The 25,598-nt window shown below is 56.7% G+C and carries 17 protein-coding genes, 1 tRNA gene and 1 pseudogene; 10 read left to right on the top strand and 9 right to left on the bottom strand.

Translation table 11 applies throughout. From position 1 onward, the window contains the following. Positions 1-25: 25 nt before the first annotated feature. A complete protein-coding gene (groES, locus tag ACNSOI_RS06400; protein WP_058091815.1) occupies positions 26-313 on the bottom strand; it encodes a co-chaperone GroES in 288 nt (95 codons plus the stop codon). A 196-nt stretch (positions 314-509) separates the two neighbouring features. After that, the gene (locus tag ACNSOI_RS06395) at positions 510-1,079 is read right to left on the bottom strand and encodes an FxsA family protein (RefSeq protein WP_072677699.1); all 570 of its coding nucleotides are present in this window, start codon (positions 1,077-1,079) and stop codon (positions 510-512) included. Between the two features lie 72 nt (positions 1,080-1,151). Between ACNSOI_RS06395 and ACNSOI_RS06390 the strand changes: the two genes are divergently transcribed. Beyond that, positions 1,152-1,913: an SDR family oxidoreductase gene (locus tag ACNSOI_RS06390; RefSeq protein WP_058091817.1), complete on the top strand. Its 762-nt coding sequence runs from the start codon at positions 1,152-1,154 to the stop codon at positions 1,911-1,913. 23 nt (positions 1,914-1,936) lie between these two features. Further along, on the top strand, positions 1,937-2,260 hold the full coding sequence (locus tag ACNSOI_RS06385) for an MGMT family protein (RefSeq protein ID WP_106695367.1): 324 nt from the start codon (positions 1,937-1,939) through the stop codon (positions 2,258-2,260). Between the two features lie 43 nt (positions 2,261-2,303). On the opposite strand, the gene ACNSOI_RS06380 is transcribed toward ACNSOI_RS06385, so the two are convergent. After that, positions 2,304-3,818, bottom strand: a complete 1,515-nt coding sequence (locus ACNSOI_RS06380; RefSeq protein WP_058091821.1) for a fumarate hydratase — start codon at positions 3,816-3,818, stop codon at positions 2,304-2,306. Between the two features lie 377 nt (positions 3,819-4,195). Between ACNSOI_RS06380 and ACNSOI_RS06375 the strand changes: the two genes are divergently transcribed. Beyond that, positions 4,196-7,054 carry a hypothetical protein gene (locus ACNSOI_RS06375; RefSeq protein ID WP_286254651.1) on the top strand — a complete coding sequence of 953 codons (2,859 nt, stop codon included), beginning with the start codon at positions 4,196-4,198 and terminating at the stop codon, positions 7,052-7,054. 129 nt (positions 7,055-7,183) lie between these two features. Here the strand turns inward: ACNSOI_RS06375 and ACNSOI_RS06370 are convergent, their stop codons facing one another. Together ACNSOI_RS06370 and ACNSOI_RS06365 are read right to left on the bottom strand one after the other, a co-directional pair. Continuing rightward, positions 7,184-9,763 carry a penicillin acylase family protein gene (locus ACNSOI_RS06370; protein WP_420195384.1) on the bottom strand — a complete coding sequence of 860 codons (2,580 nt, stop codon included), beginning with the start codon at positions 9,761-9,763 and terminating at the stop codon, positions 7,184-7,186. Between the two features lie 170 nt (positions 9,764-9,933). Beyond that, positions 9,934-11,004, bottom strand: coding sequence for a CaiB/BaiF CoA transferase family protein (locus ACNSOI_RS06365; RefSeq protein WP_420195383.1), 1,071 nt, complete (start codon positions 11,002-11,004; stop codon positions 9,934-9,936). 189 nt (positions 11,005-11,193) lie between these two features. Between ACNSOI_RS06365 and ACNSOI_RS06360 the strand changes: the two genes are divergently transcribed. Continuing rightward, positions 11,194-12,213, top strand: a complete 1,020-nt coding sequence (locus ACNSOI_RS06360) for an AraC family transcriptional regulator (protein WP_106695362.1) — start codon at positions 11,194-11,196, stop codon at positions 12,211-12,213. A gap of 27 nt (positions 12,214-12,240) precedes the next feature. On the opposite strand, the gene ACNSOI_RS06355 is transcribed toward ACNSOI_RS06360, so the two are convergent. Together ACNSOI_RS06355 and rmuC are read right to left on the bottom strand one after the other, a co-directional pair. Then, complete coding sequence (locus ACNSOI_RS06355; RefSeq protein ID WP_286254644.1) at positions 12,241-13,122, bottom strand: hypothetical protein; 882 nt, start codon at positions 13,120-13,122, stop codon at positions 12,241-12,243. Between the two features lie 4 nt (positions 13,123-13,126). After that, positions 13,127-14,794 carry a DNA recombination protein RmuC gene (gene rmuC / locus ACNSOI_RS06350; protein ID WP_420195382.1) on the bottom strand — a complete coding sequence of 556 codons (1,668 nt, stop codon included), beginning with the start codon at positions 14,792-14,794 and terminating at the stop codon, positions 13,127-13,129. A 268-nt stretch (positions 14,795-15,062) separates the two neighbouring features. Between rmuC and ACNSOI_RS06345 the strand changes: the two genes are divergently transcribed. The 4 genes from ACNSOI_RS06345 to ACNSOI_RS06330 all read left to right on the top strand — a co-directional run bounded on the left by ACNSOI_RS06345 (position 15,063) and on the right by ACNSOI_RS06330 (position 18,859). After that, positions 15,063-15,449 (top strand): hypothetical protein, encoded by a 387-nt coding sequence (locus tag ACNSOI_RS06345; protein WP_106695361.1) that lies wholly within the window; start codon positions 15,063-15,065, stop codon positions 15,447-15,449. Positions 15,450-15,631: 182 nt separating this feature from the next. Further along, positions 15,632-16,396 carry an ATP-dependent zinc protease gene (locus ACNSOI_RS06340; RefSeq protein ID WP_420195706.1) on the top strand — a complete coding sequence of 255 codons (765 nt, stop codon included), beginning with the start codon at positions 15,632-15,634 and terminating at the stop codon, positions 16,394-16,396. Continuing rightward, on the top strand, positions 16,393-17,910 hold the full coding sequence (locus tag ACNSOI_RS06335; RefSeq protein ID WP_072677708.1) for an inactive transglutaminase family protein: 1,518 nt from the start codon (positions 16,393-16,395) through the stop codon (positions 17,908-17,910). Before ACNSOI_RS06340 ends, ACNSOI_RS06335 begins: the two co-directional genes overlap by 4 nt. A 1-nt stretch (position 17,911) precedes the next feature. After that, complete coding sequence (locus tag ACNSOI_RS06330) at positions 17,912-18,859, top strand: alpha-L-glutamate ligase-like protein (RefSeq protein WP_106695359.1); 948 nt, start codon at positions 17,912-17,914, stop codon at positions 18,857-18,859. A gap of 67 nt (positions 18,860-18,926) precedes the next feature. Here ACNSOI_RS06330 and ACNSOI_RS06325 read toward each other — a convergent pair whose 3' ends face one another. Continuing rightward, positions 18,927-20,519, bottom strand: coding sequence for a BCCT family transporter (locus tag ACNSOI_RS06325; RefSeq protein WP_106695358.1), 1,593 nt, complete (start codon positions 20,517-20,519; stop codon positions 18,927-18,929). A gap of 275 nt (positions 20,520-20,794) precedes the next feature. On the opposite strand from ACNSOI_RS06325, the pseudogene ACNSOI_RS06320 reads away from it, so the two are divergent. Both ACNSOI_RS06320 and ACNSOI_RS06315 read left to right on the top strand, forming a co-directional pair. Then, positions 20,795-22,437 (top strand): annotated as a pseudogene (locus ACNSOI_RS06320) (FMN-binding glutamate synthase family protein). 111 nt (positions 22,438-22,548) lie between these two features. Continuing rightward, positions 22,549-22,625: transfer RNA gene (locus ACNSOI_RS06315), tRNA-Pro, on the top strand. A 108-nt stretch (positions 22,626-22,733) separates the two neighbouring features. On the opposite strand, the gene ACNSOI_RS06310 is transcribed toward ACNSOI_RS06315, so the two are convergent. After that, positions 22,734-25,583 carry an Ig-like domain-containing protein gene (locus tag ACNSOI_RS06310; protein WP_420195381.1) on the bottom strand — a complete coding sequence of 950 codons (2,850 nt, stop codon included), beginning with the start codon at positions 25,581-25,583 and terminating at the stop codon, positions 22,734-22,736. Positions 25,584-25,598 lie beyond the last annotated feature (15 nt).

Raw genomic sequence — 25,598 nt, 5'->3', positions numbered from 1 at the left:
GCGTTCGTACTTATCGCTGCTGCGATCACTCAAGCACGCCGTAGATTTCGCTTTCGCTCATGATGAGCAGCTCTTCACCGTCAACCTTTACGGTGTTACCGGCATACTGACCGAAGACCACGGTGTCACCCACCTTGACCGCCAGTGCACGGGTTTCGCCGTTGTCCAGAATACGGCCATTGCCCACAGCAACTACCTCACCCTGGGAAGGCTTCTCTTTGGCGTTACCCGGCAGCACGATGCCACCCGCAGTTTTCTCTTCTTCTTCCTTACGGCGTACGACAACACGATCGTGTAGCGGACGAATTTTCATTGCTCGGTTTCTCCAATAGTCAGATTAATGTGGCAATGACAATTGCATGTTAAAAGTGTCTGGCCGGAACCCCGGACCGGACAAATTGCCCCGGCATCCAAGCCACTGATAGACAGCAGTTTTCAGCCTGAGACGAATCTGTGGTGAGTTAATGGGGTTGCCACCAACGTTTTCAACACCCGGAGCGAAAAAAATTTCACTTTTTTTCGTCGCCCTCACCGCGCTCCCGTGCCCGCTCGAGGCGTTCCCGATCGCTCTCCGTCTGATCCTGATATTCACCTTCAATAATGTCGCCATTGGCATCCCGATCAAACGGCCGCTGCGGCCCGAACGGTCCGTGCCCTTCAAACGGACCCTGCCCGAATGGCCCGGCACCGCCGCCAGCACCAAAATAAAAGCTCCGACTCTGGCCGGCTACCGTCATTCGCCTCAAAGCCTTCGCCGCGAGCCAGTGCCGGGACCCCGGCAGCAAACAGGCAAACCCCACCGCATCGGTAATAAACCCCGGTGTCAGCAACAAGGCCCCGCCCACGGCCAGAATCAGCCCCTCAGCCACTTCCTTTGCCGGCAATTCGCCGCTGTTCAAGCGCTGGTTCGCCCGCAATAACGTGGCCAACCCCTGCTGGCGCAACAGCCAGGCGCCAATGACGGCGGTCAGCAGCACCAGCCCGATGGTGTTCAACACCCCGATCAGGCCGCCGACCTTGATCAGAACCACCATCTCGGCGATGGGCAGAATAATGAAAAGAAAAAGGAAAACGGGCAAAATGCCTCCTTATAAAAACGATGCAGACACACAGAGAACGTAAACCACCTCTGAACTTAATTAGGGCAAACCATGAAACTTCAAGATTCAGTGATCGCAATCACCGGCGGCGGCCAGGGCCTCGGCCGCGCCATGGCAGAATACCTGGCAGCCAAAGGCGCCAAGCTCGCGCTCATCGACCTGATGGAAGACAAACTGGCGGAAGCCGCCGACGCCTGCAAACAAGCCGGTGGCGATGCAAAAACCTATGTCTGCAACGTCGCTAAAGAAAACGATGTTGAGAAAACCTTCCAGGCTATCATCAACGACTTTGGTCACCTGAACGGTCTGGTAAACAACGCTGGCATTCTGCGCGACGGCCTGATGGTGAAATTCAAGGACGGCAAACTGGAAAAACGCATGGAACTGGCCCAGTGGCAGTCCGTCATTGATGTAAACCTCACCGGCGTATTCCTATGCGGCCGCGAAGCCGCCACCCGCATGATCGAAAACGGTGACCAGGGCGTCATTATCAACATCGCCTCCATCTCCCGCGCCGGCAACATGGGCCAGAGCAACTACTCTGCCGCCAAGGCCGGCGTATCGGCCCTGGTGCCGGTCTGGGCCAAGGAACTGGCACGCTACGGCATCCGCTGCATGGGCATCGCCCCCGGCTTCATCGAAACCGAAATGACAGCCTCCATGAAACCCGAAGCCCTGGAGAAAATGACCGCGGGCATTCCGCTCAAGCGCATGGGTAAGCCGGAGGAAATCGCCTCTGCCGTGGCGTTCATCTTCGAGAACGACTACGTCTCCGGCCGTATGATCGAAGTGGACGGCGCACTGCGTCTCTAGTGCGCAGACGCATGAGGCTCTGAATGGACGAGTTCGACAAGGAACCGACAAAAGAGCAGAAAATCTGGCAGGTAGTGGCCGCCATTCCGCAAGGAAAAGTGGCCAGCTACGGCCAGGTCGCCGCCATGGCCGGCCTGGGCCGCCAGGCGCGCTTTGTTGGTCGGGCCCTGGGCAAACTGCCCGCCGGCCACAGCATCCCCTGGCACCGGGTTATCCGCAGCAACGGCCAGATCGCTTTTCCTGGAGGCACAGAAACCTGCCAGCTTCAAACCGAGAAGCTGAGACTGGAGGGGGTGGAGGTGTATAAAGGAAAGGTAAAGATGAAGGACTTTCAGTGGCAGCCCTAAGCCGAACGCCCAAGGCTGCCACCGAGACTAACAAAGACTCAGATCAAACCGCTTTGGCAGCAATGATCTTGTCGTGCCACTCAACCGGGCCAGTCTGGTGCACGGAGCTGCCACGGGAATCCACCGCTACGGTTACCGGCATGTCTTCCACTTCGAACTCGTAAATGGCTTCCATACCCAGCTCTTCGAAGGCCACCACTTCGGCACCCTTGATCGCCTTGGATACCAGGTAAGCCGCACCGCCCACCGCCATCAGGTATACCGCGCCGTGCTTCTTGATCGCATCAATAGCAACCTGGCCACGCTCGGCTTTACCGATCATGCCGGTCAGGCCGGTTTTCTCCAGCATGGTGTCAGTGAACTTGTCCATACGGGTGGCCGTGGTGGGGCCAGCCGGGCCAACCACTTCTTCACGTACCGGATCAACCGGGCCTACGTAATAGATGAAGCGGCCTTTCAGATCCACCGGCAGCTCCTCGCCACGTTCGATCATATCCACCATCTTCTTGTGGGCGGCGTCACGGCCAGTCAGCATTTTGCCAGACAGAAGAACAGTTTCACCGGGCTGCCAGTCTTTCACGTCTTCCGGAGTCACGGTGTCCAGGTTTACACGGCGCACGTTCTCACCCACTTCCCAGGTGATTTCTGGCCAGTCGTCCAGGCTCGGTGGTGTCTGCAGGGACGGGCCAGAGCCATCCAGCACAAAATGCGCGTGGCGGGTGGCGGCACAGTTCGGAATAATCGCCACCGGCTTGTTGGCCGCGTGTGTCGGAAAATCCTTAACCTTCACATCCAGAACCGTTGTCAGACCACCCAGACCCTGGGCGCCAATACCCAACTCGTTGACCTTCTCGAACAACTCCAGGCGCAACTCTTCAGATCGGTTGGACGCGCCACGGGCCTGCAGATCGTGAATATCGATCGGGTCCAGCAGGGCTTCCTTGGCCAGTTCCATTGCCTTCTCGGCGGTACCACCAATACCAATACCCAGCATACCAGGCGGACACCAGCCGGCACCCATCTGCGGCACCATCTTCAGCACCCAGTCCACCACCGAGTCAGACGGGTTCAGCATGGCAAACTTGGACTTGGCTTCAGAGCCGCCGCCCTTGGCTGCCACGTGCACGTCTACCGTGTTACCCGGCACCATCTTGTAATGGATGATGGCGGGGGTGTTGTCCTTGGTGTTCTGGCGCTTGCCGTCCGGGTCTGCCAGCACGGAGGCACGAAGAACATTGTCCGGGTGGGTGTAAGCACGGCGCACGCCTTCGTTGATCACGTCGTCCAGCGGCATGTCGCACTCGAATTTCACATCCATGCCAATGTTCACGAATACGGTCACAATGCCGGTGTCCTGGCAGATCGGGCGATGGCCCTGGGCACACATCCGGGAATTGATCAGGATCTGGGCCATGGCATCCTTGGCAGCCTGGGACTCTTCGCGCTGATAGGCCTCGTACACAGCCTGAATAAAATCCTTGGGGTGATAGTAGGAAATAAACTGCAGCGCATCGGCTACGCTTTCGATCAGGTCGTCCTGGCGGATAACAGTGGTCATAGTCGCCTCATCAGCTTTCTGATTATCGGAAGTGTGCGGAGCCACCCAGGCAGCCCCTGCTTATATAAGGAAGCGTGAGTTTACCAGAAATGAACCCGATAGGACTCGACAAACCCGCCGGTGCCCACTATTTTTCAGAAAGGCCACTCCGACTGTGCGGGGAGGGATTCCGAAAGCAGAATCACACTTTTGGCTGATCAACACTTGCCAGACTGTCGCTATAGTCAAAGCTACAGAAATTGGCTCAAGTGCTGGCTACAATTTCAGACAACGAACGAATTCATAAAAGCAGAACAGGCAAAAGCACGGAATTCAGGGGCCGACCGGTTCCGTCTACGCCGGATATAACGACACAACAACAGGAAAAGGTTCCACCCATGTTCAAGAAAACTCTAATAAGTCTTGCCGTGGCTTCTTCCCTTGGGTTGACTGGTTGCTTCGATAGCGCCGGCGATGGGGGTAATGCGAATCCCAATTATAAGATCAGTAATCCTGAACTGGATGGCAAAACGTGGCCGCTGTTCAATCCGGTGACTGGCCAATTGCCGCTGCCCAATGACCTGATTTTCCGTTCGGACAACCCGGCGACAAGCATCAACGAAGCGGACGGCTCGTTCAGCGTGGCCGACTCCGCCCCCCCTGTCACAACAGCCCTTAATCAACTGAGCGGTGCATCATCCATCGCTCCCGCTGTTGTGCAGTTTAACGGTCAGATCGATGAAGATTCTGTTGATTCTCGCGCCTTCATTCTCACGGACCCAGCAGATCCTACCAGCGTTATTCCGAACCCAAACCAGAACGTATTCTTGATTGAGCTTGAATACGCAAGCGGTGATCCGGTTCGCGGTCTGGGTGCCGGCGAGTCGCCAACCATTCCGCTGGCCATCACAGCCCAGGTAGCTGCTGGTGCCGCTCCACAGGATCTGAGTGGCCGCAATCAGGCGCAGGCCGGAGCCTATCTCTTCGGTTTAACCCAATCACCTGATTATGTTGCTGAAGTAGTCACGCTTGACGGCAATTCCGCAATACGCATCAACCCGACCAAGCCACTTAACCCGTTCAAGCGCTACCTGGTAGTTGTCACCAAAGAAGTGCTCGACGTTAACGGCGACCCGATTGTTCAGTCGCCACTCTATCGCGATGTAGCTGATCCCACTCGAGTTCTGGGCAACCCAACTGCTCTTGCTCCTGTACGTCAGATCGTGGATGGCTTCTGGGAGAAGGTAGCGGCCAGCTTCTTTGGTGTACCCAATCAGGCGAGACCAACGGCGCTCACTGAAGAAAGCATCGCTATCTCTTACAGCTTCACAACTTCAAATGATCAGCGTGTTCTGCAGTACATCGCTGACCCAAAGACCTTTTTTAAAGAGACGATCCTCGCATCCATCCGTTTCGATGCGGTAAAAGAGGCGCGGGATGAAGGAGAAACTGACTTCTTTACTTTGTTTGGCATCGGTAATGCTGCCGTAGCTGCAGCAGAGCCCACTGCTGATGGCCAAGCGGACGCACTGGTTGGAGCATTCACCGCCGGTGAACTGTTGCCAACGCCCGCTGACCTCAGCTCTACCGCAGAGTTCGGTACCCCGCAGGATGTGACTCAGGTATCGGCAATCGCGAGCCAGTTTGTCGATTTCGGTGACGTTAATATTGTTCAGGGTACCATCGACCTTCCCTACTATCTCGGGGTTCCAACCGGATCGTCGGATGCCGAAGGTTCCGTAATTAACACTCAAAGCTGGAAAGCCAATGCAGCCTTGGCGGCTGTCGCCGGCGATCAGCTTGGCGTTGAACTTGCGCAATCAGACCCAATGGTTAGTGAGGTCGTGAACTATCGATTCCCGTTCCCGGCCAAGACTCAAGACGTCACCGTTCCCATCATGGTTCTCTACCCGGCCGATTACGATGGTAGCACGCCGCTTGAAACCGTCATGTACATGCACGGCATTACCACTGACCGTAGTACCGCACTTACCTTTGGTAGTGCACTTGCTCATAACTCCGGGGTTGCCGTCGTCGTTATCGATCAACCGGTTCACGGTGTGACTCCGTTCAGTGCGGAAGCTCAGGCTGGTCTGGCAACCCAACTGTTGACTGTGGGGCAAGCGAACGGGTTACCAGAAAGCTTGGCACCGACCGACACTAATGTTCAGGCGGTGATTGCTGGCCAACTGGCTATCGGCTTTGTAGTGGGCGCTACAGGTCAAACTCCTGAAGATTCGGCCGCGTTGATCCAGAGTGTCGTTACAGGCGGAACTTCCGGTGATGCAGCTCTCGATGGAGCCATTCGCGCTCTCCGCTCTTTTGAGAACACTGTTGCAAACGCTGGCTCAACCGTTCCAGGCATTGCCAAAACCGAGCATGAAAGGCACTTCGATTTCACCGCCAACGCTGCAACCCAGCCGACGGCCATGACAGCAACCTCCGGGGAGTCCGGTAGTCTGTTCATTAACCTGACGAACTTTACCAACACCCGGGACAAGAACCGTCAGGCAGTGGTTGACCTACTCAACGTTCGTGCATCGCTTGCGGGCCTCGACTTTGACGGCAACGCAGGTGCCGATCTGGATGCAGATAGCGTTTATTTTGTCGGTCACTCACTCGGCACGATCGTGGGAGCGCCTTTCGTTGCAGTCGCCAACGAAACCGCAGCCACTGAGGATGACATTATTGCCGCTCAACTGCTGACGCCTGGCGCCGGCATCGTTCGTATGCTTGAAAACTCCCCGACCTTCGCACCACGGATTCTGGGTGGCCTACAAGCAGCCGCAGGTCTTGAGCAAGGCGACGGCGCTCTGGAGACGTTCCTGAATGTATTCCAGGCTACCGTGGACTCCGTGGACCCAATCAACTTCACTGGCAGCCTGAATGCATCGGCTACACCGGTGCTGCTCTCTCAGGTAAATGGTGACAATGTAATTCCAAACGATGCGTTGGCAGCCCCCCTGGGTAACGCATTTGACGCTTACCTGTCTGGCACAGAACCACTCGCACGACTGTTAAATGCCAACAATGTCACAACTGCCGGTGTCCCGGTTGACCTTCCTGCGATAACTCGCTACACCGAAGGCACCCACAGTACGCCTGTGCTTCCGCAGGGCGGCCCTCTCGACGCGCTTGTCTTTACAGAGATGGTAAGCCAGACTGTGAGTATCATCGAAGAACTGGGAGGGGCTGGAACCGTTGTTCCTAACATTCTCGGTAACGCGAATTACGAGGATATCGTCCAGCAGGATTGAACACTTAACTCGTAAAAAAAAGAGGCGGCCTCTCAGGCCGCCTCTTTTTTTGTACCTCTAACTAGCGAATCGCACGAACTAGCAAATAGCACGGGCGTCCGTTGTTGCAACGCCCGCGCTCTTCCCGCCTTACTCAGTCATGATCTGGACTGTCCCGTTGGGAATGAGATTCGCCTCAATCTCACCATCACTGAAGTACAGCTTCCGATAATCCTTCTCCGAGTAACGCAGTCCCTGATCATTGAAGTATGGTGATCCCTCATCACTCGACTGGGAGTAGCTCACCAGTCCATAAGCCTGAGGGCCCTCGTCTGTGAACTCCAGACCGAAATGCCAACTGGTCCCCCTGGCCATCAACCAACCTTCGCCAGGCTGATCAGAAAGCCCCGCCGTGTTACCAATGGTCGAAGGGGCAATCCTTGGAAATACCGTGTCTTCGGCAACAGGCGAGGCCACTACGCCAATCGCATTAAAGGCGCCATCAATAGTCCCGTCACCTCCATGCCAGGGAAACGACTGAAGCTGCTCAACTGGGGTACCACCAGGCGGCACTCCACCGCTCGGCTGATAGTATTGCACCTGCCCGAGCGCCACATCGTAGGCAATTCCAACGGAATCCAGAGCTTCAAGCCCTTCGGCAAGCGCTATCAACATTGCATCATCCGCCGTACCTTTAGTAGCTTCTGACGGCGACGCGGGGGTTGCAACGGGATCGCTAGGATCAAACGGAACGGTCAGGTCCGCCCCAAAACTGTTCCGGTAGTTAGCAATAAATACCCGGAACACATGGGCGCCAACGCTATCCACATCATATACGCCATTCCAGTCCTGCAGGACATCACAGGCCTCCTCCACAGCCCTGGAGCCACCGCCCGAAAGATTCACGGGGTCGCTGCCAATCAACGTACAACGGTCCCGCAACTCGGGCAGGAACTCCTCTGCGTACCAGGTACGGTTGTTGTAGATCACGTTGATCAGATCAATCGCCCCAAACTTCCCATCTTGCCCAGCCGGCGCGCCGGCAGCAAATCCCGGATCAGAAGGGTTTTGCAACATTTTGATGCCGATACGGGTTCTTGGGTTCAGGGGCGTTTCTTCTGAGCCGAAGAGGGGGGAAAACCCTGTCAGGAAAGCATCCGGGTTGGTTGCCCAGTAACTGTCATTGGAGTTTTGCACCCAATCGGTACGAAGTAACTGAGGCCGTTTTTCATAGGGCACCAAACCGCCGCATTCACCCTCTACCCAATCATCGCGGGACTTACTTCCATCCAGCAAAGTCAGGCCTGCATTAAAGAGCTGATTGTATTCGGGGCTGACCTTTCGCTTAAAATCTACAACCGCCAGCGCAGCATCCGAAAGATGCGGCACCGAGCTGCTGTCAATGTAATAGGCGTTGCCCTGATCATCCGCGTAGGTGGTATTAGTCCAGAATGTGGTGCCGCAATTCTGGAACACTTGCCGGAACTCAGCCAAAGTACTGGCCCGGCTCATTTGCAGCCAGGTATCCAATAGCCGCTGAGTAGAGGCATTTGCATCCCGATAGGTGTATGCAGTACCCGCTGCGCCCCAGGCGGGGAGGCCGCCGCTGGTTACCGCATCAGCGGCCAACATAGGGCCATACTCTGAGAAGTAGAACGTCTTCTCAAGAATAGTTGGTGTTGGAGAGCCGTTGTTCACCTCGATTCTGTAGGTTTCTGAGGTTATGGGCCGCTCCTGACCATCCTTCAGGTAAGTGAAGTTATCGCCGTCTTTGAGTTTCAATTCATATAACGTAAAACGGCGGCTAGTGGTTACCGTATGAGACCATGCCAGATTCTCATTGAAATTAATCAATGGAATCGCGGTACCCAGCAGCCCCGCTCCGTTGGTATTCAGGTAGCCAGGAACGGTCATCTGGACTTGGTATAGCCTCCTGTGGCCGGTGTAGGGAAAATGCGGGTTTGCCAGCAACGCACCTTTACCCTGCTCCGTCAGGTCTCCACCAACACCCCAGGCGTTACTACCAAGCCCGAAATCCTGATAATCGATTTGATTGGCCGCGTTTGACGTTGCGTTTGCAACCAGTTTCCGTAGCATTTCATCGGAAGAGGTATCTCGTGAGGCCGCATCCATCACCGGTGTTGGAGAAGGTGATTCGCCGTCCGGCACTGCCAGGAATACGGCTCCCGTGGCAAACAAAGCGCCACTGGCGTATTGACCGACGATCCGGTAGTGAGCAAACAGATCAACAGGTGTGATCTCTTTTACCCAAGGTTGATTCCGGCACTCCGGAGGTAAATCTGCCGACTCTGTTTCTTTCACATATTTATTGTAGCCAGCGGTAAATCCCTCGATGAGGGCTCTGGTTTCACTACTGAGGCTCGGATATTCAGCTTCGGCGCCACTCAGAATTTTCTGGGCCTTAAAACTGAAATCATTGATGATGTTGATATCCCCGGGCCCTGGCCCAAAGTACTTTGCTCTTTCGCTCCTGGCCTTGACGATTGCCTCCGCCAGCAAACACACATTGTCCTGAGTTTGGGCGTAACCCGCGCCAAAGGCCGCCGATGCGAGGTTATCGGCCTTGACGTGAGGCACACCATTCGTGGTTCTCCGAATGGTGGCGTTGAACTTACCATCTGCGGGGAATAGCGTTTCGTCGACGCTTGAGCCAGAACCCGATGAGCTGCCGTCAAAACAACCGACTAATAACATGCTGGAAGCAAGCATTACTCCAGCAGCCTTCAACACACCCAGGTGGGCGTGTTGAGAACTATCGCTTAGCCATCTCATAGTAAATCGTCCATTGTAATTGTTGGATAGGAGCCAAAACCTGACTCACTATCACAAATTAGCAGACGACTTTAGTTTTTGCTCGAAAATGAACGACTATTCACTCTTTAATCCGACGCCGGAACGTGCCAGATCGGATAACCTAACTGCCGCTGCCCCACACCATCCCCCCGATCCCGCTCAACCACCATCCGCCGAGCCTTAATCTGCGGATGCTCCGCCGCCTCCTCAATCGTCAAAACTGGCTCCACACACGCATCTACCTCCGCAAAAATCTCCCGCCACTCGGCAAAAGTCTTCGCCGCAATCTTCTTCTTGATCGCCACTTTCAATGTGTTCTGATGCTCAGGGTTCTGGCTCAGGGCAAAGCTCTTCACCTCGCTGAGTCCGAGCGTGTCACACAACCGCGCGGAAAACTGCGGCTCCAGGCTGCCTACCGACAACCAACGGCCATCGCTGGTCTGGTAGTAATCGTAGAAGGTGCCGCCATTGAGCATGCCGCCCTCGGGCTTCTGGGGCTGGCCGCCGGCCAGGGCGGCGGCGCCGGCCATGGCGTTGAGGGCGAAGGCGGCGTCGGTCATGCTGATGTCGATGAAGGCGCCCTGCCCGGTTTGTTGGCGCTGAATGACCGCAGCGAGAATGCCCATCACCGCGTGGTGAGAGCCGCCGGCCACGTCGGCAATCTGGATGCCCATGGGGGCCGGGCCGCTGTCGGCGCGGCCGCAGTGGCTGGCAACGCCGGAGATGGCCAGGTAATTGATGTCATGGCCGGCGCGGTCTTTGTAGGGGCCGGTCTGGCCGTAGCCGGTGATGGCACAGTAGATCAGATTCGGGTTAATGGCTTTGAGGGTTTCATAGCCAATGCCCAGCCGATCCATCACACCCGGGCGGAATTGCTCCACTACGATGTCGTAGTCTTTTACCAGTTCTTTCACCTTCTCCACGCTCTCAGGCTGTTTCAGGTTGAGCTGGAGTGTCTGCTTGCCACGGCTGAGGTACGAGAAGGTAGTACTGAACTTGCCATCAAACGGGGGCATTACCTTGGCCAGGTCTACCCTGTCCGGCGCTTCCACACGCAGCACCTCCGCGCCCATGTCGGCAAGCATCATGGTGGCGTAGGGGCCGGGTAACAGGGTGCTGAAATCGAGTATTTTCAGGGCGTTCAGTGGGCCTGCCATGGTCGTCTCCATTGGTTGATCTGAGGTATTGTTATTACTGTGGCTCATGCTGCCGGGTTTTGCAGAGGGGGCCAACTGCCGGTTCCTTCATTCCCATTGGCAGAATCTTCCATCTTTCGCGAAATCAGATGGTTGCATTGTCCCTCGGGGCACTTATGATGAACGTCGTTTCCATCAATGGCACCGGTTATGTCCACGCTTACGGTTTCAAAGCATTTCGTTGAAGCATCCCTCTCCGGCGCGGAGCGCCTGGGGCTGGATAGCCGTGCGCTGCTGCAGGAGGCCGGCATTTCGCCGGATTTGCTGCGCATAGACATGGCCCGGGTAAGCAGCGACCAGTTCAGCCGGCTGATGCAGGTGATCTGGAACCGCACCGGTGACGAGTTTATGGGCATGGGGCCGCGGAAGGCCCGCACCGGCACCTTTGCCACCATGTGCGCCCTGGTGATTAATTGCCAGACGCTGGAAGAAGTCTACGAGCAGGCGTTCCGCTTCTCCCGCCTGTTTGAGCCCATGGTGAGCATGGAACTGGAAGTTAACGAAGACAACGCCCGGCTGGTGGCCCGTATCGAGGGCGAGATTCACGACCCAAGCTATTTCCTGCGCGAGAGCATCCTGGTGATCTGGCACCGCCTGGGCAGCTGGCTGATTGGCCAGCCGGTGGAGCTGGAGAAGGCGGAGTTCAACTATCCCCGCCCCGAGCATGGCGATGAGTACCGCCATATCTTCCATTGCCCACTGGCGTTCGACTCCGACTGCATCGCCCTCACCTTCAGCAAGCGCTTTCTCTCCGCCCCAGTGATCCGGGACAAGCCGGAGATGCGCCAGTTTCTGAAAACCTCGCCTGCGGATCTGTTATCCCGGCCAGACGAAAGCAACACCTGGACGGGTAGAATTCGGGGGCTGATTGGCCGGGATTTTTCCAAGCCTATGCCGGATTTTGACTGGATTGCCCAGGAGCTTCACACCAGCCCGCAAACCCTCCGGCGGCGGCTCAAGCAGGAAAATACGTCGTTCCAGGAGATCAAGGATCTACTACGGCGGGATATGGCCATTTACTACCTGAGCCATCAGGAGTTGCCGATCAACGATATTGCCGAGCGGGTGGGCTTTACGGAGCCTTCAACGTTTCACCGGGCCTTCAAGAAGTGGACCGGCGTCACCCCGGGTGCCTGGCGGGAGGGCGAACGGGGTGACCTGGCCGAATAACGGCCAGGACCTTGCAATCAGTGCGGATCAGGAGCCGGAACTGCCCTGCTGCAGGTTGCGAATCAGTCGGCCCAGGGTCAGGGCAATCTCGTTCACCTGGTTTCGGCTTTGAGCCAGCTGGAACAGCCGGGAGCCATCCCTCGGATCATAAATCCAGCAGGCGCCTACAGCGGGCTCACAGTCCCAGCGGGGCTGTGGGTTTACGCCAAATACCGGCAGCGAAACAGACTTCCGGACGGTTGTATCATCGGTGTTCCGGGTGATTTCCTGAATGTTCAGGTTACCGTTGGCAACGCTCACCCGGTACCGGATGTCTGCTGGCCGGTCCAACCGCACCACGGTTTTGTCCCTGCGCCAGCCGGCGGTTTCCAAGAGGGCATTGAGATGGATGGTCAACGCCTCTCGGTCTGAGTCGGCCAGGTACAGCTGGCGCAGGCTTTTCAGCTCCTGGCCGCCCGCCGGTTCGATAATGGCCACGGGCTCTTTGGCTTCGCCATTGCCGTTGGCCAGCGCCCGAACGTTGGCGCGATTTTCTTTCTCAATATCGGTGATCAGCTTCAGTGACTGCTGGTAGTGCTTCCCATCCACTCCAGCCCTGCTCACATAAGCTTCCAGGGCCGCCCGCGCCTCGTTGAGGTGGCCGGCCTGCAACATTGCTCGGCCGCGGTAGTAGAAATAATCTGCGGGCTTTTCGGTTTCCATCTTCTGCAGACGGTTCAGGTACTCGCTCGCCTCACCCCAGCGCTCTGCCGAAACGGCCTCTTCGGTAGCCAGCATCAGGCGACGGATCTCATGCTCCGGTGCCAACGACTGCCCGTGGGCAGAAACCGTGGCCAACGAGGCCACCATTGCCAGGCCTGCCACTAATGACCGTCCACCGGCCAGGCTTACAATTCTGGGTGACAACATACCGCTACTCCTGATTGTCATTTGTGCCTTCTTCCGCCACCTCAGGTGCGTCGCTACCTGCGTCTGTAGGCGCGCCAAGCTCGGTATGCTTCGGCTCGCCGGAATCGGCATCTTCGTCATCCGCATCCACCTCGGCCTGGTCCACAATGGCCTTGGGCAGTTCCTTCTTTACCCGAACCCCAAGTTCCACAAACCGGTTGGCCTGGGAGATCAGATTACCACGGCCACGAGTCAGCGTATTCATGGCGTTATCATAGGTGCCTTGAGCCGTGTGCAGCTGGGTGCCCAAACGCTCCATGGCCTCCACAAACACCCGAAGTTTGTCGTAAACGGCGCCAGCCCGGTCGGCAATCCGACGGGCGTTCTGGCTTTGCCGCTCGTAACGCCAGATATTTTCAATCGTCCTGAGGGTCGCCAGCAAGGTGGTGGGAGTCACCACAATAATCTTTCGCTCGAAGGCTTCTGCGAACAGGTTCTCGTCTTGCTGGAATGCTGCCACAAAGGCTGGCTCGATTGGCATGAACAGCAGCACGAAATCCGGAGAATGCAGGCCATTAAGCTGGCTGTAGTCTTTCTCACTGAGGCTCCGGATATGGCTGCGCACCGCCTCTACGTGTTGCTTGAGGGCTTCGTCACGGGCGCTGTCTTCCTCGGCCACTACCCACTGCTGGTAAGCCAGCAGTGACACTTTCGAGTCTACCACCAGGTTGCGCTGGTCCGGCAGATGTACGATGACATCGGGGCGCAGTAACTGGTTGTCTTCGTCCCGGTAGCTGCCCTGGGTTTCGTATTCTACGCCTTTGCGCAGGCCTGAGCGTTCCAACACTCGCTCAAGAATCAATTCCCCCCAGTTGCCCTGTACTTTCTTGTCGCCTTTGAGGGCGCGAGTCAGGTTCGCGGCTTCCTCGGTAATCTGGCGGTTCAGATCCTGCAGCGATTTAATTTCGCTTCGCAGGGCCTGGCGATCCCGGGTTTCGGTGGTGTATACGTCCTCAACCCGTTTGCGGAAGTCCTGGAGCTGGTCCCGGAACGGGTTGAGCAGGGAATCCAGGCTGGTTTTCGACTGCTGACTGAAGCGCTCGCTTTTCTGGTCAAAGATGCGGTTGGCCAGGTTCTCGAACTCCTGTTTGAGGGCGACCCGGTTTTTCTCAAGCAGCTCCATTTTTTCCGCTGCCGAGCGGCGCTCTTTGTCCAGGGTCACCTGTTGTTCCCGGAGCTCCACTTTCAGCTGGTTGAACTCATCGCTCAGGCTCTCGGCCCGCAGTCGGAGATCCCGGTTCTCCTGCTCCAGCTGGCTTAACCGGTCCCGGCGACTGGCCAACTCCGAATCTGTAGAGGCCAATCGGTTCTCCAGACTGGTGGCTTTCTGGCGCCAGGTCTCGAGACTGTTATCCCGCTCCAGCAGGGTTTGCCGCTGCTGCTCTATCTGCTGTTCCAGATGGCTTACCTGTTGATGGTGCAACGCCTGAGCCTGATCCGATTCGCGCAACCGGGCATTCTGATCAGACAACTCCTGTGCCTTCAGATCCAGCGCGGCACGAACTTTGCGCACTGCCAAAGCGGCCCAGACCAGGCCAGCACACAAGGCGACGCACGCCACCAGAAGCGTGATAATCCAGCCGGCCAGCCATTCGGGGCGTAGCTCCATAAGATTGGTCAGGGTATCGACCACAGCGTGAAACTCCTTTCGTAGCGTGTTAACACCAAAGATTTTCAATGGTTAGTGTTAGCGAACCAGTCTACCCCAAGCGCGGAACTTTTTGCCCGTTAAACCCTCATTACCTGTGCTGATCTCAGTTCCGCCCTCGACTGATCGGCATTTCCGGCAAGTGACGGAATCCGGTTCTTTACGGCTAACGTAAATTGCTCTACAAGGAACAAAAGGATCTCTCAACGGCGCAGGGTTCCGAACCCTGAACGCGCCAAGGCAGGACCAGCACATGCTCAAGGCACTCTGGAGAAAACTGGGCGTAGATAACATGCCGGCAACAGGTGCGGGATGCATGGATGACGCACTTTGCACCTCAGATGCGCACTCGGGGCGCGAGTCTGTACGGGTATTGCCTCACATCACCCACACCGGCGAATTTCACCTTGAGCGCCTGACCCAACTTCTCAACTCTCGCTATGGCCAGTCAGTGCCCACAAATGAACACAGCGCTGTGAGCGACCAGACGCTGAAAGACATCGTAGGCTTTGCCTCCCGCATTCAGGATCAGGATATCCAGCGCGAACTGTTGTTGTTCTATCTGAATTGCTCCCCGGTGATCCAGGAATTTCTCCGCTCGGAAACCGCCCTTGGCCAGGAACAACTGATTTCACCCTGAGTCGATTTTCAAGGCCTTAACCAACTGTAAAGTATTCACACAGGTCACGTGTAGTATACTTTGCCGCCTGATTCAGAAACACATTCACAGGCTGCATTCATAATCGGTCGCAGAAACCGCTTCCGCAGCCAGCTCAGGGGAAATCAATGGGTTACAGGTTCTTCCAGCCTCGGCGCTTCCTGATGTTCGTTATTCCAACCATGGCGCTTGTGATCACCGGCTGCTCGGCAGATCGTTACTTCATGGTCCCCAAAAATAACATGGAAGACCTTAGAACGTCGGTACAAACCCAGAGAGCCACGCAGGTGACGATGGAAAACAACGCCACCGTGCGGCATGAACAACTCCTCCACAAAAGCGACGCTGCCACACAAACCATTCTCGACGCTATCGCTACCCAGGTTGAAAGGCCCGTTTGCCCGCCGGCCGCAGCACCGGTTTGCCCCGCAGTTGCAGAGAACCAGGGGCGCGCCGACAGGCTCAAAGGCAAATTGATCGTTGGGGAAGTAGAAAAATTCTACCTGGCCGGCCCAGGGCATATCTACACGGCACGAATCGACAGTGGTGCAGAGACATCGTCCATTCACGCACGTAACGTCAAACGTTTCGAGCGGGATGGCAGCAACTGGGTACGCTTTGAGGTACCTGTGCCCGGTGCGGACGGCGAATGGGTCACCATGGAGCGGGAGATATCGCGCCGTGTTCGGGTCATTCAGGCCAGTGCCGAAGAAGCCGAACGGCGCGTGGTGGTGGAGCTCCAGTTTGCCATCGGCGACCACCAGCAAGTGGCCGAGTTTACCCTGGCCGACAGGACTAACCTGACCTACGAGGTACTGATTGGCCGGAACGTTTTGCGGGATGTCATGCTCATTGACGTGGGTAAGGAATACGCCACGGAACTTCCTGACTCCTACCGCAGGCGAGCGAATAACGGAGATGACTCATGACCGTCCGCTCCAGAGCGCCGTTCTACGCATTTGTTCTGTTACTGATCGCCGCCGGCATTTCCATTGCCACCTGGCGACACATCGAGCTTGGTGTCCCCTGGATGACGGGCGAGCAAAGGCCAGTCTGGATGATCGAAGCCCGGGTGGACTTTGTCGGCCAGGATGAGGCAGCACAGATAAGCCTGCACATTCCCGAGCAACCGCCGGGGTTCAGCATCCTCACCGAACAAGCAGCGTCCCCGGGCTATGGTTTCTCCATTATCGAAACCTCTGGCAGCCGGCGCGCCGAGTGGACCAAGCGGGATGTCTCCGGCCCCCAGACACTCTATTTCAAAGCCCAGTTTGTGCCTGATGACAGTGCCGGGGAATCCGCGCGGTCACGAAAACCGAGGCCAACCCCCACCTTTTGGGAAGAACCCCAGGCTACCGCAGTCCGCGAAGTACTGCGCCAGGCTAACGAACGCTCCAGCTCTCCGGAAAGCCTGACACGGGAGCTAATCCGGCTGCTTCAGCCTGACAGCCGAACCCAGAACACCACCCTGCTGGTGGCTGACGACAACTATCTGCAAATGCTGGTTCGAATGCTGAATCATGCTGGCATCCCAGCCCGCACCGCCGACGCACTCAAACTGGAAGATGCCCGCCGCCGCCAGCAATTGATGCAGTTCCTGCAGATACATAACGGTGACCGCTGGCTCACCTTTGACCCAAGAACCGCCGAACAGGGGGTACCGGAAAACCTGCTGCTGTGGCGCCAGGGGTCGGAATCGCTGCTTGATGTGGTGGGCGGCGACAACTCCCAGGTAAGCTTCTCCATGCTCCGGCAGACGGTGCCCGCACTTCAGCTGGCCACCCTGGAGGCCAACAAGAACGGCCTTGGGGTACTGGGGTTCTACCAACTCCCGATCGAAGAGCAAAGCATGTTCCGGATGCTACTGCTACTGCCCATCGGGGCTCTGATCGTGGCATTTATGCGGATTGTCATCGGGGTTCGCACCTCCGGCACATTCATGCCCGTGTTGATTGCCGTGGCGTTTGTCCAGACAACCCTGGTGCCCGGACTGATCGCTTTCCTGTCGGTCGTCGCTATTGGTCTGCTGTTACGAGGCTATCTCTCCAGCCTCAACCTGCTTCTGGTTTCACGAATATCTGCGCTGATCATCCTGGTGATCTTCATCACCGCCGGACTCAGTATTATCGGCTATCAAATGGGCTTCAATACCGGCATGACCGTCACCTTCTTCCCGATGGTGATCATTGCCTGGACCATTGAACGAATGTCCATACTCTGGGAAGAGGAAGGTGCCCGCGAAGTTATGGTACAAGGCAGCGGCAGCCTGTTTGTCGCAATTTGTGCCTATCTGGCCATGAACACGTCGCTGGCCGGGCACCTGACATTCAACTTCCCGGAACTGCATCTGGTGGTGCTGGGATTGATCCTGCTGATGGGGCAATACACCGGTTACAAGCTCAGCGAATTAAGGCGCTTTACCCCGATGAAGGCCTACGACTGATATGGACTGGATTTCCCCCAGAAAACTGAAAAAGCTTGGCATCCTGAACATGAACCGGCGAAATGTGGACTACATTTCCCGGTACAATGAACGGGAGTCTTATCCGCTGGTTGATAACAAGCTGAAAACCAAGCTGGCAGTCAGCGAATACGGCGTCAAAACCCCGGAGTTGTTGCAGGTAGTTCGCCAGCAACACGAAATATCCCATTTTCGGGAAATTGCCGAGGGGCTCGCTGGCTTCGCCATCAAGCCCGCCAAAGGCTCCGGTGGCAAAGGCATTACCGTGATCACCGGGCGAGATGGCGATGACTACGTCAAGGCCTCTGGCGCCCGTATTTCCGTGGCTATGCTCGAACGCCATCTGACCAACATTCTGGCCGGCCTCTATTCCCTGGCAGGAACGCCAGACGTCGCGATTGTGGAAGATCTGGTACAGTCCACCCCCTCCCTCGCCAGATACTCCTTCCAGGGCGTTCCGGATATCCGCATCATTATCTTCCAGGGTTATCCGGTGATGGCCATGCTGCGACTGGCCACCAAGGATTCCGATGGCAAAGCCAACCTGCACCAGGGAGCCGTTGGTGTTGGCCTGGACATAGGCACCGGCCGCAGCCTCAACGCGGTTCAGTTCAATCGCCCGATCACCCTGCACCCGGACACTGGCCTGGCATTGGAAAACATCCAGATTGACAGCTGGGAAGACATGCTGGAAATGGCGTCCCGATGCTATGAAGCCACCGGGCTGGGCTATATGGGCGTAGACCTGGTGGTCGACACCCAGAAAGGCCCCCTGCTGCTGGAACTCAACGCACGCCCTGGCCTGGCCATACAGATGGCTAACGGGGAGGGGCTGTTACCCAGGCTGAGAAACATCGAGGCCCTTAAGCGCCCCCATTTCAGCCCCAGGGAGCGTGTTCAGTACGCGATGGGAGCTTTCGGGAAATTCTGACAAGCGGCAGGCCACAAAAAACCGGAGCACTAAGCTCCGGTTTTTTGTGGCCGTGAAGGCTGCTCCGTCAGAGCAGCTCACCGCGTTGCAACAACAGTTTTCGTTCGTGTGTCAGGCCTTTCAACAGGCCCCATGTCATGATCAGCAGCACGACAGTGAACGGCAGGCCGGCACTGATGGCCACCGCCTGAATGGCCCCCAGGGCGTCGTCACCGCCACCAAAGATCAAGGCTGCGGCAATCGCACCTTCCATCACCACCCAGAACACACGCTGAGCCGTCGGTGCATCGGTCTTGCCACCGGCAGTAATGCTATCGATGACCAGTGAGCCAGAATCCGACGATGTCACGAAGAACACCAGCACCAGAACAATACCCACAAAGGAGATGATTCCGGTCAGCGGCAGGTTGGCGAACATCTGGAAAGTCGCCAGCGAGACTTCTGTCAGGCCGTCCTCTGCCAGTGCACCCATGCCTTGCTGGATCTGATCCAGGGCGGAGCCACCAAACCCACTCATCCACACGGTGGTAATCAGGGTTGGGATGATCAGTACCGCAGTTACAAACTCGCGCACTGTCCGGCCCTTGGACACCCGGGCGATAAACATACCCACGAACGGTGACCAGGAAATCCACCAGGCCCAGTAGAAGACAGTCCAGCCCTGGAACCAGGCCTCGTCTTCACGGCCAAACGGATTGCTCAGAGGCACCACGTTAGCCACGTAGGTGGATGACGTAATCCAGATGGTCTCGACGATGGCCAGGGTCGGGCCAGCGAAAATCACGAAGGCCAGCAGGACGCCAGCGGTGACCATATTGATGTTACTGAGCACCTTGACGCCGCCATCCAGACCGCGAAGCACCGAAATCAGCGCCAATGCCGTGACACCAACAATAATGGCCATCTGAACATTGATCCCGGCGCCCATACCAAACAGGTAGTCCAGGCCCGAGGCAGCCTGCTGCGCACCAAAGCCGAGGGACGTCGCCAAACCAAAGATGGTGGCGACCACTGCCAGCACATCAATGACATGCCCAGGCCAGCCCCACACTTTATCTTTCAGGAGCGGGAAAAAGGCTGAGCGGATGGTCAGGGGCATGTTCTTGTTGTAAGCAAAGAACGCCAACGACAAGGCGACTACAGCGTAGATTGCCCATGGGTGCAGACCCCAGTGGTACAGAGTCGCGCCCATGGCCATGTTACGGGCCTCGGCCGAGTTCGCCTCTACATTGAACGGCGTCTCATACCAGCCGGTGTAGTAAGCCACGGGTTCTGCTACGGCCCAGAACATCAGGCCAATCCCCATACCCGCTGCGAACAACATGGCAAACCACGACATTGTCGAGAATTCCGGCGTTGCCTCCTGACCGCCAATCCGTATTTTGCCTACGGGCATGAAGATCAGGGCCAGGCTAACCACCACAAAGATGTTGGCACTGATCAGGAAGAACCAGTCAAAGGATCCGATAATGTCCCACTTCATGCCGTCCAACGTTTCCTTGGCGGCTGTCGGGAACATCAGGGTTGCTATGACAAACAGCACAACAATGACTGATGTGACCGGGAATACCCAGTTATGGAGGTCCAGTCCAAACGGTCTTATGTTGTCCTGGCCTGCGACGTAATCCGTCTGATATTCGTCTTTCACTACCTCGCCCACGTTGGCGCCTCCTGGTCTGGTGTGACGATTGAATATTCGTTCGGGTTCATTAGCTGTGAATCTATCCTCATAGATTACAAGCTAGTCATCTTATTATTTTGAGCTCAAAACATCAAAAGTTGACATGTGTCATCACTGCACATTCAAGCATAGACCAGATTTCAGAAGCGAAAGTACAACCGGACATCTATCTGAACCCCTCCGCACTGCAAGCCGTAAGATATACTTGAAACCACGCCAATTTGGCGTGACCCGCACCGACCACAGAGGTATCCATGGCGAAAACCACCACCTTCCCGCTGCGCTACTCGGCCTATGTAATCAGCATTGCCGGTCTGATCATTTCCTTACCGATCACTTTGTGGGCAGGCGCTGGATACGTTATTCCATTGATTTTCGCTGGATTGACCACCCTGGGAACCTGGGATTTGCTTCAGAGAAGTCATACGGTAAGTCGCAACTATCCGATCATGGCGAACTTTCGCTACCTGTTTGAGTCCGTGGGGCCGGAGATCCGGCAGTACTTCATCCAGTCAGACACCGAAGAGCGGCCATTCTCCCGGGAACAACGCACCATTGTTTACCAACGGGCCAAGAACGTACTCGATAAGAGACCGTTTGGCTCACAACTCGGCATGTATGAGGAGGGGTTCGAATGGATGAACCATTCCCTTACACCAAGCAAGTTGAGCTCCAGCGACTTCCGTATTGTGATCGGCAAGAACTGTGACAAGCCCTATAGCGCCAGCGTATTCAACATTTCCGCCATGAGTTTTGGCTCGCTGTCTGCCAACGCCATTCTCAGCCTGAATTCCGGTGCGCGCAAAGGCGGGTTCTACCATGACACCGGCGAGGGCTCTATCTCCCGTTACCACAGGGAGCCAGGCGGCGATCTGGTTTGGGAAATTGGTTCCGGCTATTTCGGCTGCCGACATCCAGACGGCAGCTTTAACCCGGATATGTTCCGGGAAAATGCCTGCATTGATCAGGTTAAAATGATAGAGGTCAAACTATCCCAAGGTGCCAAACCCGGCCATGGCGGCATTCTGCCCGGTGAAAAAGTAACCCAAGAGATTGCCGAAGCCCGAGGCGTTCAGGTCGGCGAAGACTGCGTATCCCCGGCAAGCCATTCCGCTTTTTCCAACCCGGTGGAACTCTTGGAGTTTCTGGAGCAGCTTCGCGAACTCTCCGGTGGCAAGCCGGTCGGTTTCAAACTGGCCATTGGTCACCCCTGGGAGTGGTTTGCCATTGTCAAAGCCATGCTGGCAACCGGCAAGAAGCCCGACTTTATTGTGGTAGACGGCGGTGAGGGAGGAACCGGCGCAGCGCCCCTCGAGTTCATCAACCGGCTAGGCATGCCCATGACCGAAGCCCTGTTGCTGGTACACAACACCCTGGTAGGCACCAACCTTCGGGAAGACATTGCCATTGGTGCCGCCGGAAAGATCACCTCGGCCTTTAACATTGCCCGCACCCTCGCACTCGGTGCCGACTGGTGTAACGCCGCTCGCGGCTATATGTTCGCCCTGGGATGCATCCAGGCCCTTAACTGCCATACCGGACGCTGCCCCAGCGGGATAGCCACCCAGGACCCACGCCGGGGCAACAAACTGGACGTTCCCCTGAAAAGCGAACGGGTATTCAACTACCACAAGAACACGCTGGACGCCCTTCAGAACCTCTGGAAGCATCTGGCCTGAAACACCCCTCCGAACTGGGCCCCGAGCATATTGTCCGGCGCGTCTCCAAAACGGAAATACATAGCTATCTGGACCTGTTCCCGTTTCTGGAACCCGGCGCCCTGCTGGAAGGCAAAACCGGCCTGACGGTATTCGACAAATACTGGGAAGAAGCCCGGCCCGATACCTTTGAGCCGCCGGAATTCATCCTGAAACTGCGGGAAACCAAACTGCGATAATCCGCCGAAGAAAATCGCCCGCTCCCTGTTTATTTTTACCGTGGGCTGGTGTAGACTTCGCTCCCGCTAAGCCACTGAGATAAACCTCTTTTCTTGGTGGGCAGCAGTTTACGGGGCGTAGCGCAGCTTGGTAGCGCACTTGCATGGGGTGCAAGGGGTCGTAGGTTCAAATCCTACCGTCCCGACCAGAATTCCCTACACAAAACCCGGGCCGAAAGGTCCGGGTTTTGCGTTTCTGGAAAACAGTCTGACAAGTATTGATGTTCGATGCTTGTCAGACTGCAACGTTACTCCGTTTAGTCCACTTTTCTCAGCGCCGCAAAAGCAGTCCCACCATTGCCAACAACCTTCTGGACGTTAGTGAGCTTGTCTTTCACCGCGCTGCTGTCCCCTCCATTTTGTTCGCTTCCCCAGGTAACCACAGAACCATCCGCTTTAAGCGCCGCAAACGCCGACCGGTTTGAAGAAATAGTGACTACGTCCCTGAGTTTGTCCTGCACTGCACTGCTATCCGCGGACGGGTGATCTCCCCCCCACGTAACCACCGTTCCATCTGACTTGAGTGCGGCAAAGGCAGCGGTGGTGTGAAAAATAGCAGTCACGTCCGTTAGCTGGTCGTGCACCGCGCTGCTGTCGCCTCCAAAAGCCGACGCGCCCCAAGACACTACCGAACCATCTCCTCGGAGCGCGGCAAAGGCATTCTGAGTACCAACAACCGATCGAACGTCCGTCAGCTGGGCTTGAACTGAGCTGCTATCACCCCCGCTAATTGACCGGCCCCAAGTCACCACCGAGCCATCCTCCCGGACCGCCGCAAAGCCCCAACCATTAGAAAAAACAGACTTTACATTGGTGAGCTTGTCTTCAACCGCGCTGCTGTCGCCACCTTTTGCCGGATCACCCCAGGTGACCACCGTGCCATCCTCCTTTACCGCGGCAAAGGCTGCCGGGCTGGCAGCGATGGCCCGAACATTGACTACATCATCTTTCACCGCGCTGGCGTCCCCGCCATAGAGGGCATCACCCCACGCGACGACACCGCCGTCCTCTCGGAGCGCAGCAAAGGCCCGCCCAGTAACATGATCGGCATAGTTCCAGGCAGAATGAACGCTCCGAACATTGATCAACTCGTCTTTCACATGGCTGCTATTGCCTCCGAGGGCAGGGGTGCCCCAGGTGACAACGCTGCCATCTTCCCGGATCGCGGCAAAGGCGCCATTGTTACCCGTGATACTCTTCACGTTAACCAGTTGATCCTGTACCTCGTCACTGTTTCCACCCGCCCAGGCTCCCCAGGTAACCACTGTGCCATCCCCTTTCAGGGCCGCAAAAGCCCGGTTGGCACTGGAAATATCCACCACATCAGTAAGCTGGTAACGCACCGAAGAACTGTCCCCTCCATACTTGGTAACTCCCCAGGTGATTACCTCTTCTGCTGGGGCAACCACTTTTATCACCACATCGTCGCTGACGATTTCCTCACCGAGGCTATTGGTTAGCTTAGCTCGCGTCTGTGTCTCCCCGAGCTGGATCCCAAAATACGGAAGCGAGATAGAGGTAACCACACCACCGTCTTCAGCACCACTGCCAACTGAGACCATCAATGGGCTATGACCAGTCCAGCCTACATCTTTAGTGATATCCCGGGAGCTGCCATCGGAATAGACACCGTTTGCGGTTATAGTTGATGTACCAAGAGCGTACAGTTCCACTGAGGCCGGTACTTCGATGCTTTCCAGTACCGCCCCGATCACTGTCAGGGTAGCTGACCCAGTCATCGGCGCTCCGCCTGCCGGCGAGGGGTAGGAGGCCGTGATATTGGCAACCCCCTCCGTCACGCCGGATGCTTGCCCCTTGGCAATCACCGTCGCAATGCCCGTGGCATCTGAGGTCCAGCTAAGATTAGCGTTGCCCGTCACGTCCTCTTTTGAACCGTCGGTCATGGTGACGGTGGCAAAGAACGCTTTTTTATGCCCCACCGGCACCTCGGCCTCAGCCGGGGTCACCTCAAGGCTCACCACTTCCGCCTGGGTCACTGTCAGGGTCGCCGATGCCAACAGGGTAACTCCGTCAAACGTGCCGGACGCCTTGAGGATCGCAGTGCCCACGTCTTCGCCCGTGGCCCTTCCATCCCGCTGAATAGTCGCAACGCTGGTTGTGTCAGAGACCCAGCTGATTGCCGGGTCGCTGGTGACCGAGCGCGTCAAACCATCTGAATACTTCAGGTTGGCGGAGAACGGCTGTTCGATTCCTTTAGCAATGCTGGCCATCGCCGGCGACACGCTCATGCTCAATGGTATCGGGGCCGTGATGTTCAACATTATTTCGCCATCCACGGTCACGCCGTTAATGGTGGTACTGGCCGTGACCGATACCTCGCCAACGGCGTGACCAACCGCCTGACCATTGTTGTCGGGCTGTCCGGTGGTAATCGTCGCGATGCTGGCATCTGAGGTTCGCCAGCCGGTGGCCGGATCGTTAGTGACATCAAAGGCATCGCCATCAGACATGAGCGCCACTGCCTTGAATTCAGTTGTCACGCCAACCGGACTGTTCTTGCTTTTCGAGGTAACCTGCAATCCCTCGATCACCGCCGAGGTAACCGTCAAAGCCACTTCATCCCGCAGAATCAAGCCATCAGGCGTTTCATAGGACGCTCGAATTTTAACGGAGCCCTGGCGCTCGCCGGTGGCCAAACCCAAAGCGCTAATAGTGGCTATGGCCCCATCTTCTGATGACCACTTCGTGTTGGTATCACGAGTAATGTCGTACGTGGTGCCATCAGACAGCACCGCCGTCGCTGAGAATTGCTTACCAAGGCCTGCGGGCACGGTGTCCGAGGGCGGGGTCACCTGCAGCGACTGAACGATGGCGGGCTTCACCGTTACGGTAACCGAATCCGACACCGTTGAACCGTCCTTATCCACCAACTCTGCGGTAATGGTAGCGGTGCCCGGGCTGCGCCCGATCAACCGACCTTCGCTGTCAATGGTGGCGACATCCTCATGTTCTGACGCCCAGGTCAGCCCCGGATTCGTCGTTACACTCAAGACCTGACCGTCGTTCTGCACAGCGTCTGCCTGCATTTGAACGGTCAAACCCACTGCTACGGTCGCGTTTTTCGGGGTGACAACCAGCGACGCCACCTGCCCGCTCCGAAC

The sequence above is a fragment of the Marinobacter sp. GH_1 genome (assembly GCF_048595985.1).
In the GTDB taxonomy this organism is placed as follows: Bacteria; Pseudomonadota; Gammaproteobacteria; order Pseudomonadales; family Oleiphilaceae; genus Marinobacter; species Marinobacter shengliensis.
The sequence above is the reverse complement of the archived record's forward strand: the minus strand, read 5'-3'. Positions and strand labels throughout refer to the sequence as shown.

Bases quoted from the DNA above. Each gene is read 5' to 3' on its own strand.
- ACNSOI_RS06390 (WP_058091817.1), top strand. From the start codon at position 1,152: ATGAAACTTCAAGATTCAGTGATCGCAATCACCGGCGGCGGCCAGGGC.
- ACNSOI_RS06330 (WP_106695359.1), top strand. From the start codon at position 17,912: ATGGACTGGATTTCCCCCAGAAAACTGAAAAAGCTTGGCATCCTGAAC.
- ACNSOI_RS06380 (WP_058091821.1), bottom strand. From the start codon at position 3,818: ATGACCACTGTTATCCGCCAGGACGACCTGATCGAAAGCGTAGCCGAT.
- ACNSOI_RS06340 (WP_420195706.1), top strand. From the start codon at position 15,632: ATGTTCGTTATTCCAACCATGGCGCTTGTGATCACCGGCTGCTCGGCA.
- ACNSOI_RS06370 (WP_420195384.1), bottom strand. From the start codon at position 9,763: ATGCTTGCTTCCAGCATGTTATTAGTCGGTTGTTTTGACGGCAGCTCA.
- ACNSOI_RS06365 (WP_420195383.1), bottom strand. From the start codon at position 11,004: ATGGCAGGCCCACTGAACGCCCTGAAAATACTCGATTTCAGCACCCTG.
- groES (WP_058091815.1), bottom strand. From the start codon at position 313: ATGAAAATTCGTCCGCTACACGATCGTGTTGTCGTACGCCGTAAGGAA.
- ACNSOI_RS06345 (WP_106695361.1), top strand. From the start codon at position 15,063: ATGCTCAAGGCACTCTGGAGAAAACTGGGCGTAGATAACATGCCGGCA.
- ACNSOI_RS06355 (WP_286254644.1), bottom strand. From the start codon at position 13,122: ATGTTGTCACCCAGAATTGTAAGCCTGGCCGGTGGACGGTCATTAGTG.
- ACNSOI_RS06335 (WP_072677708.1), top strand. From the start codon at position 16,393: ATGACCGTCCGCTCCAGAGCGCCGTTCTACGCATTTGTTCTGTTACTG.
- ACNSOI_RS06360 (WP_106695362.1), top strand. From the start codon at position 11,194: ATGTCCACGCTTACGGTTTCAAAGCATTTCGTTGAAGCATCCCTCTCC.
- ACNSOI_RS06375 (WP_286254651.1), top strand. From the start codon at position 4,196: ATGTTCAAGAAAACTCTAATAAGTCTTGCCGTGGCTTCTTCCCTTGGG.
- ACNSOI_RS06385 (WP_106695367.1), top strand. From the start codon at position 1,937: ATGGACGAGTTCGACAAGGAACCGACAAAAGAGCAGAAAATCTGGCAG.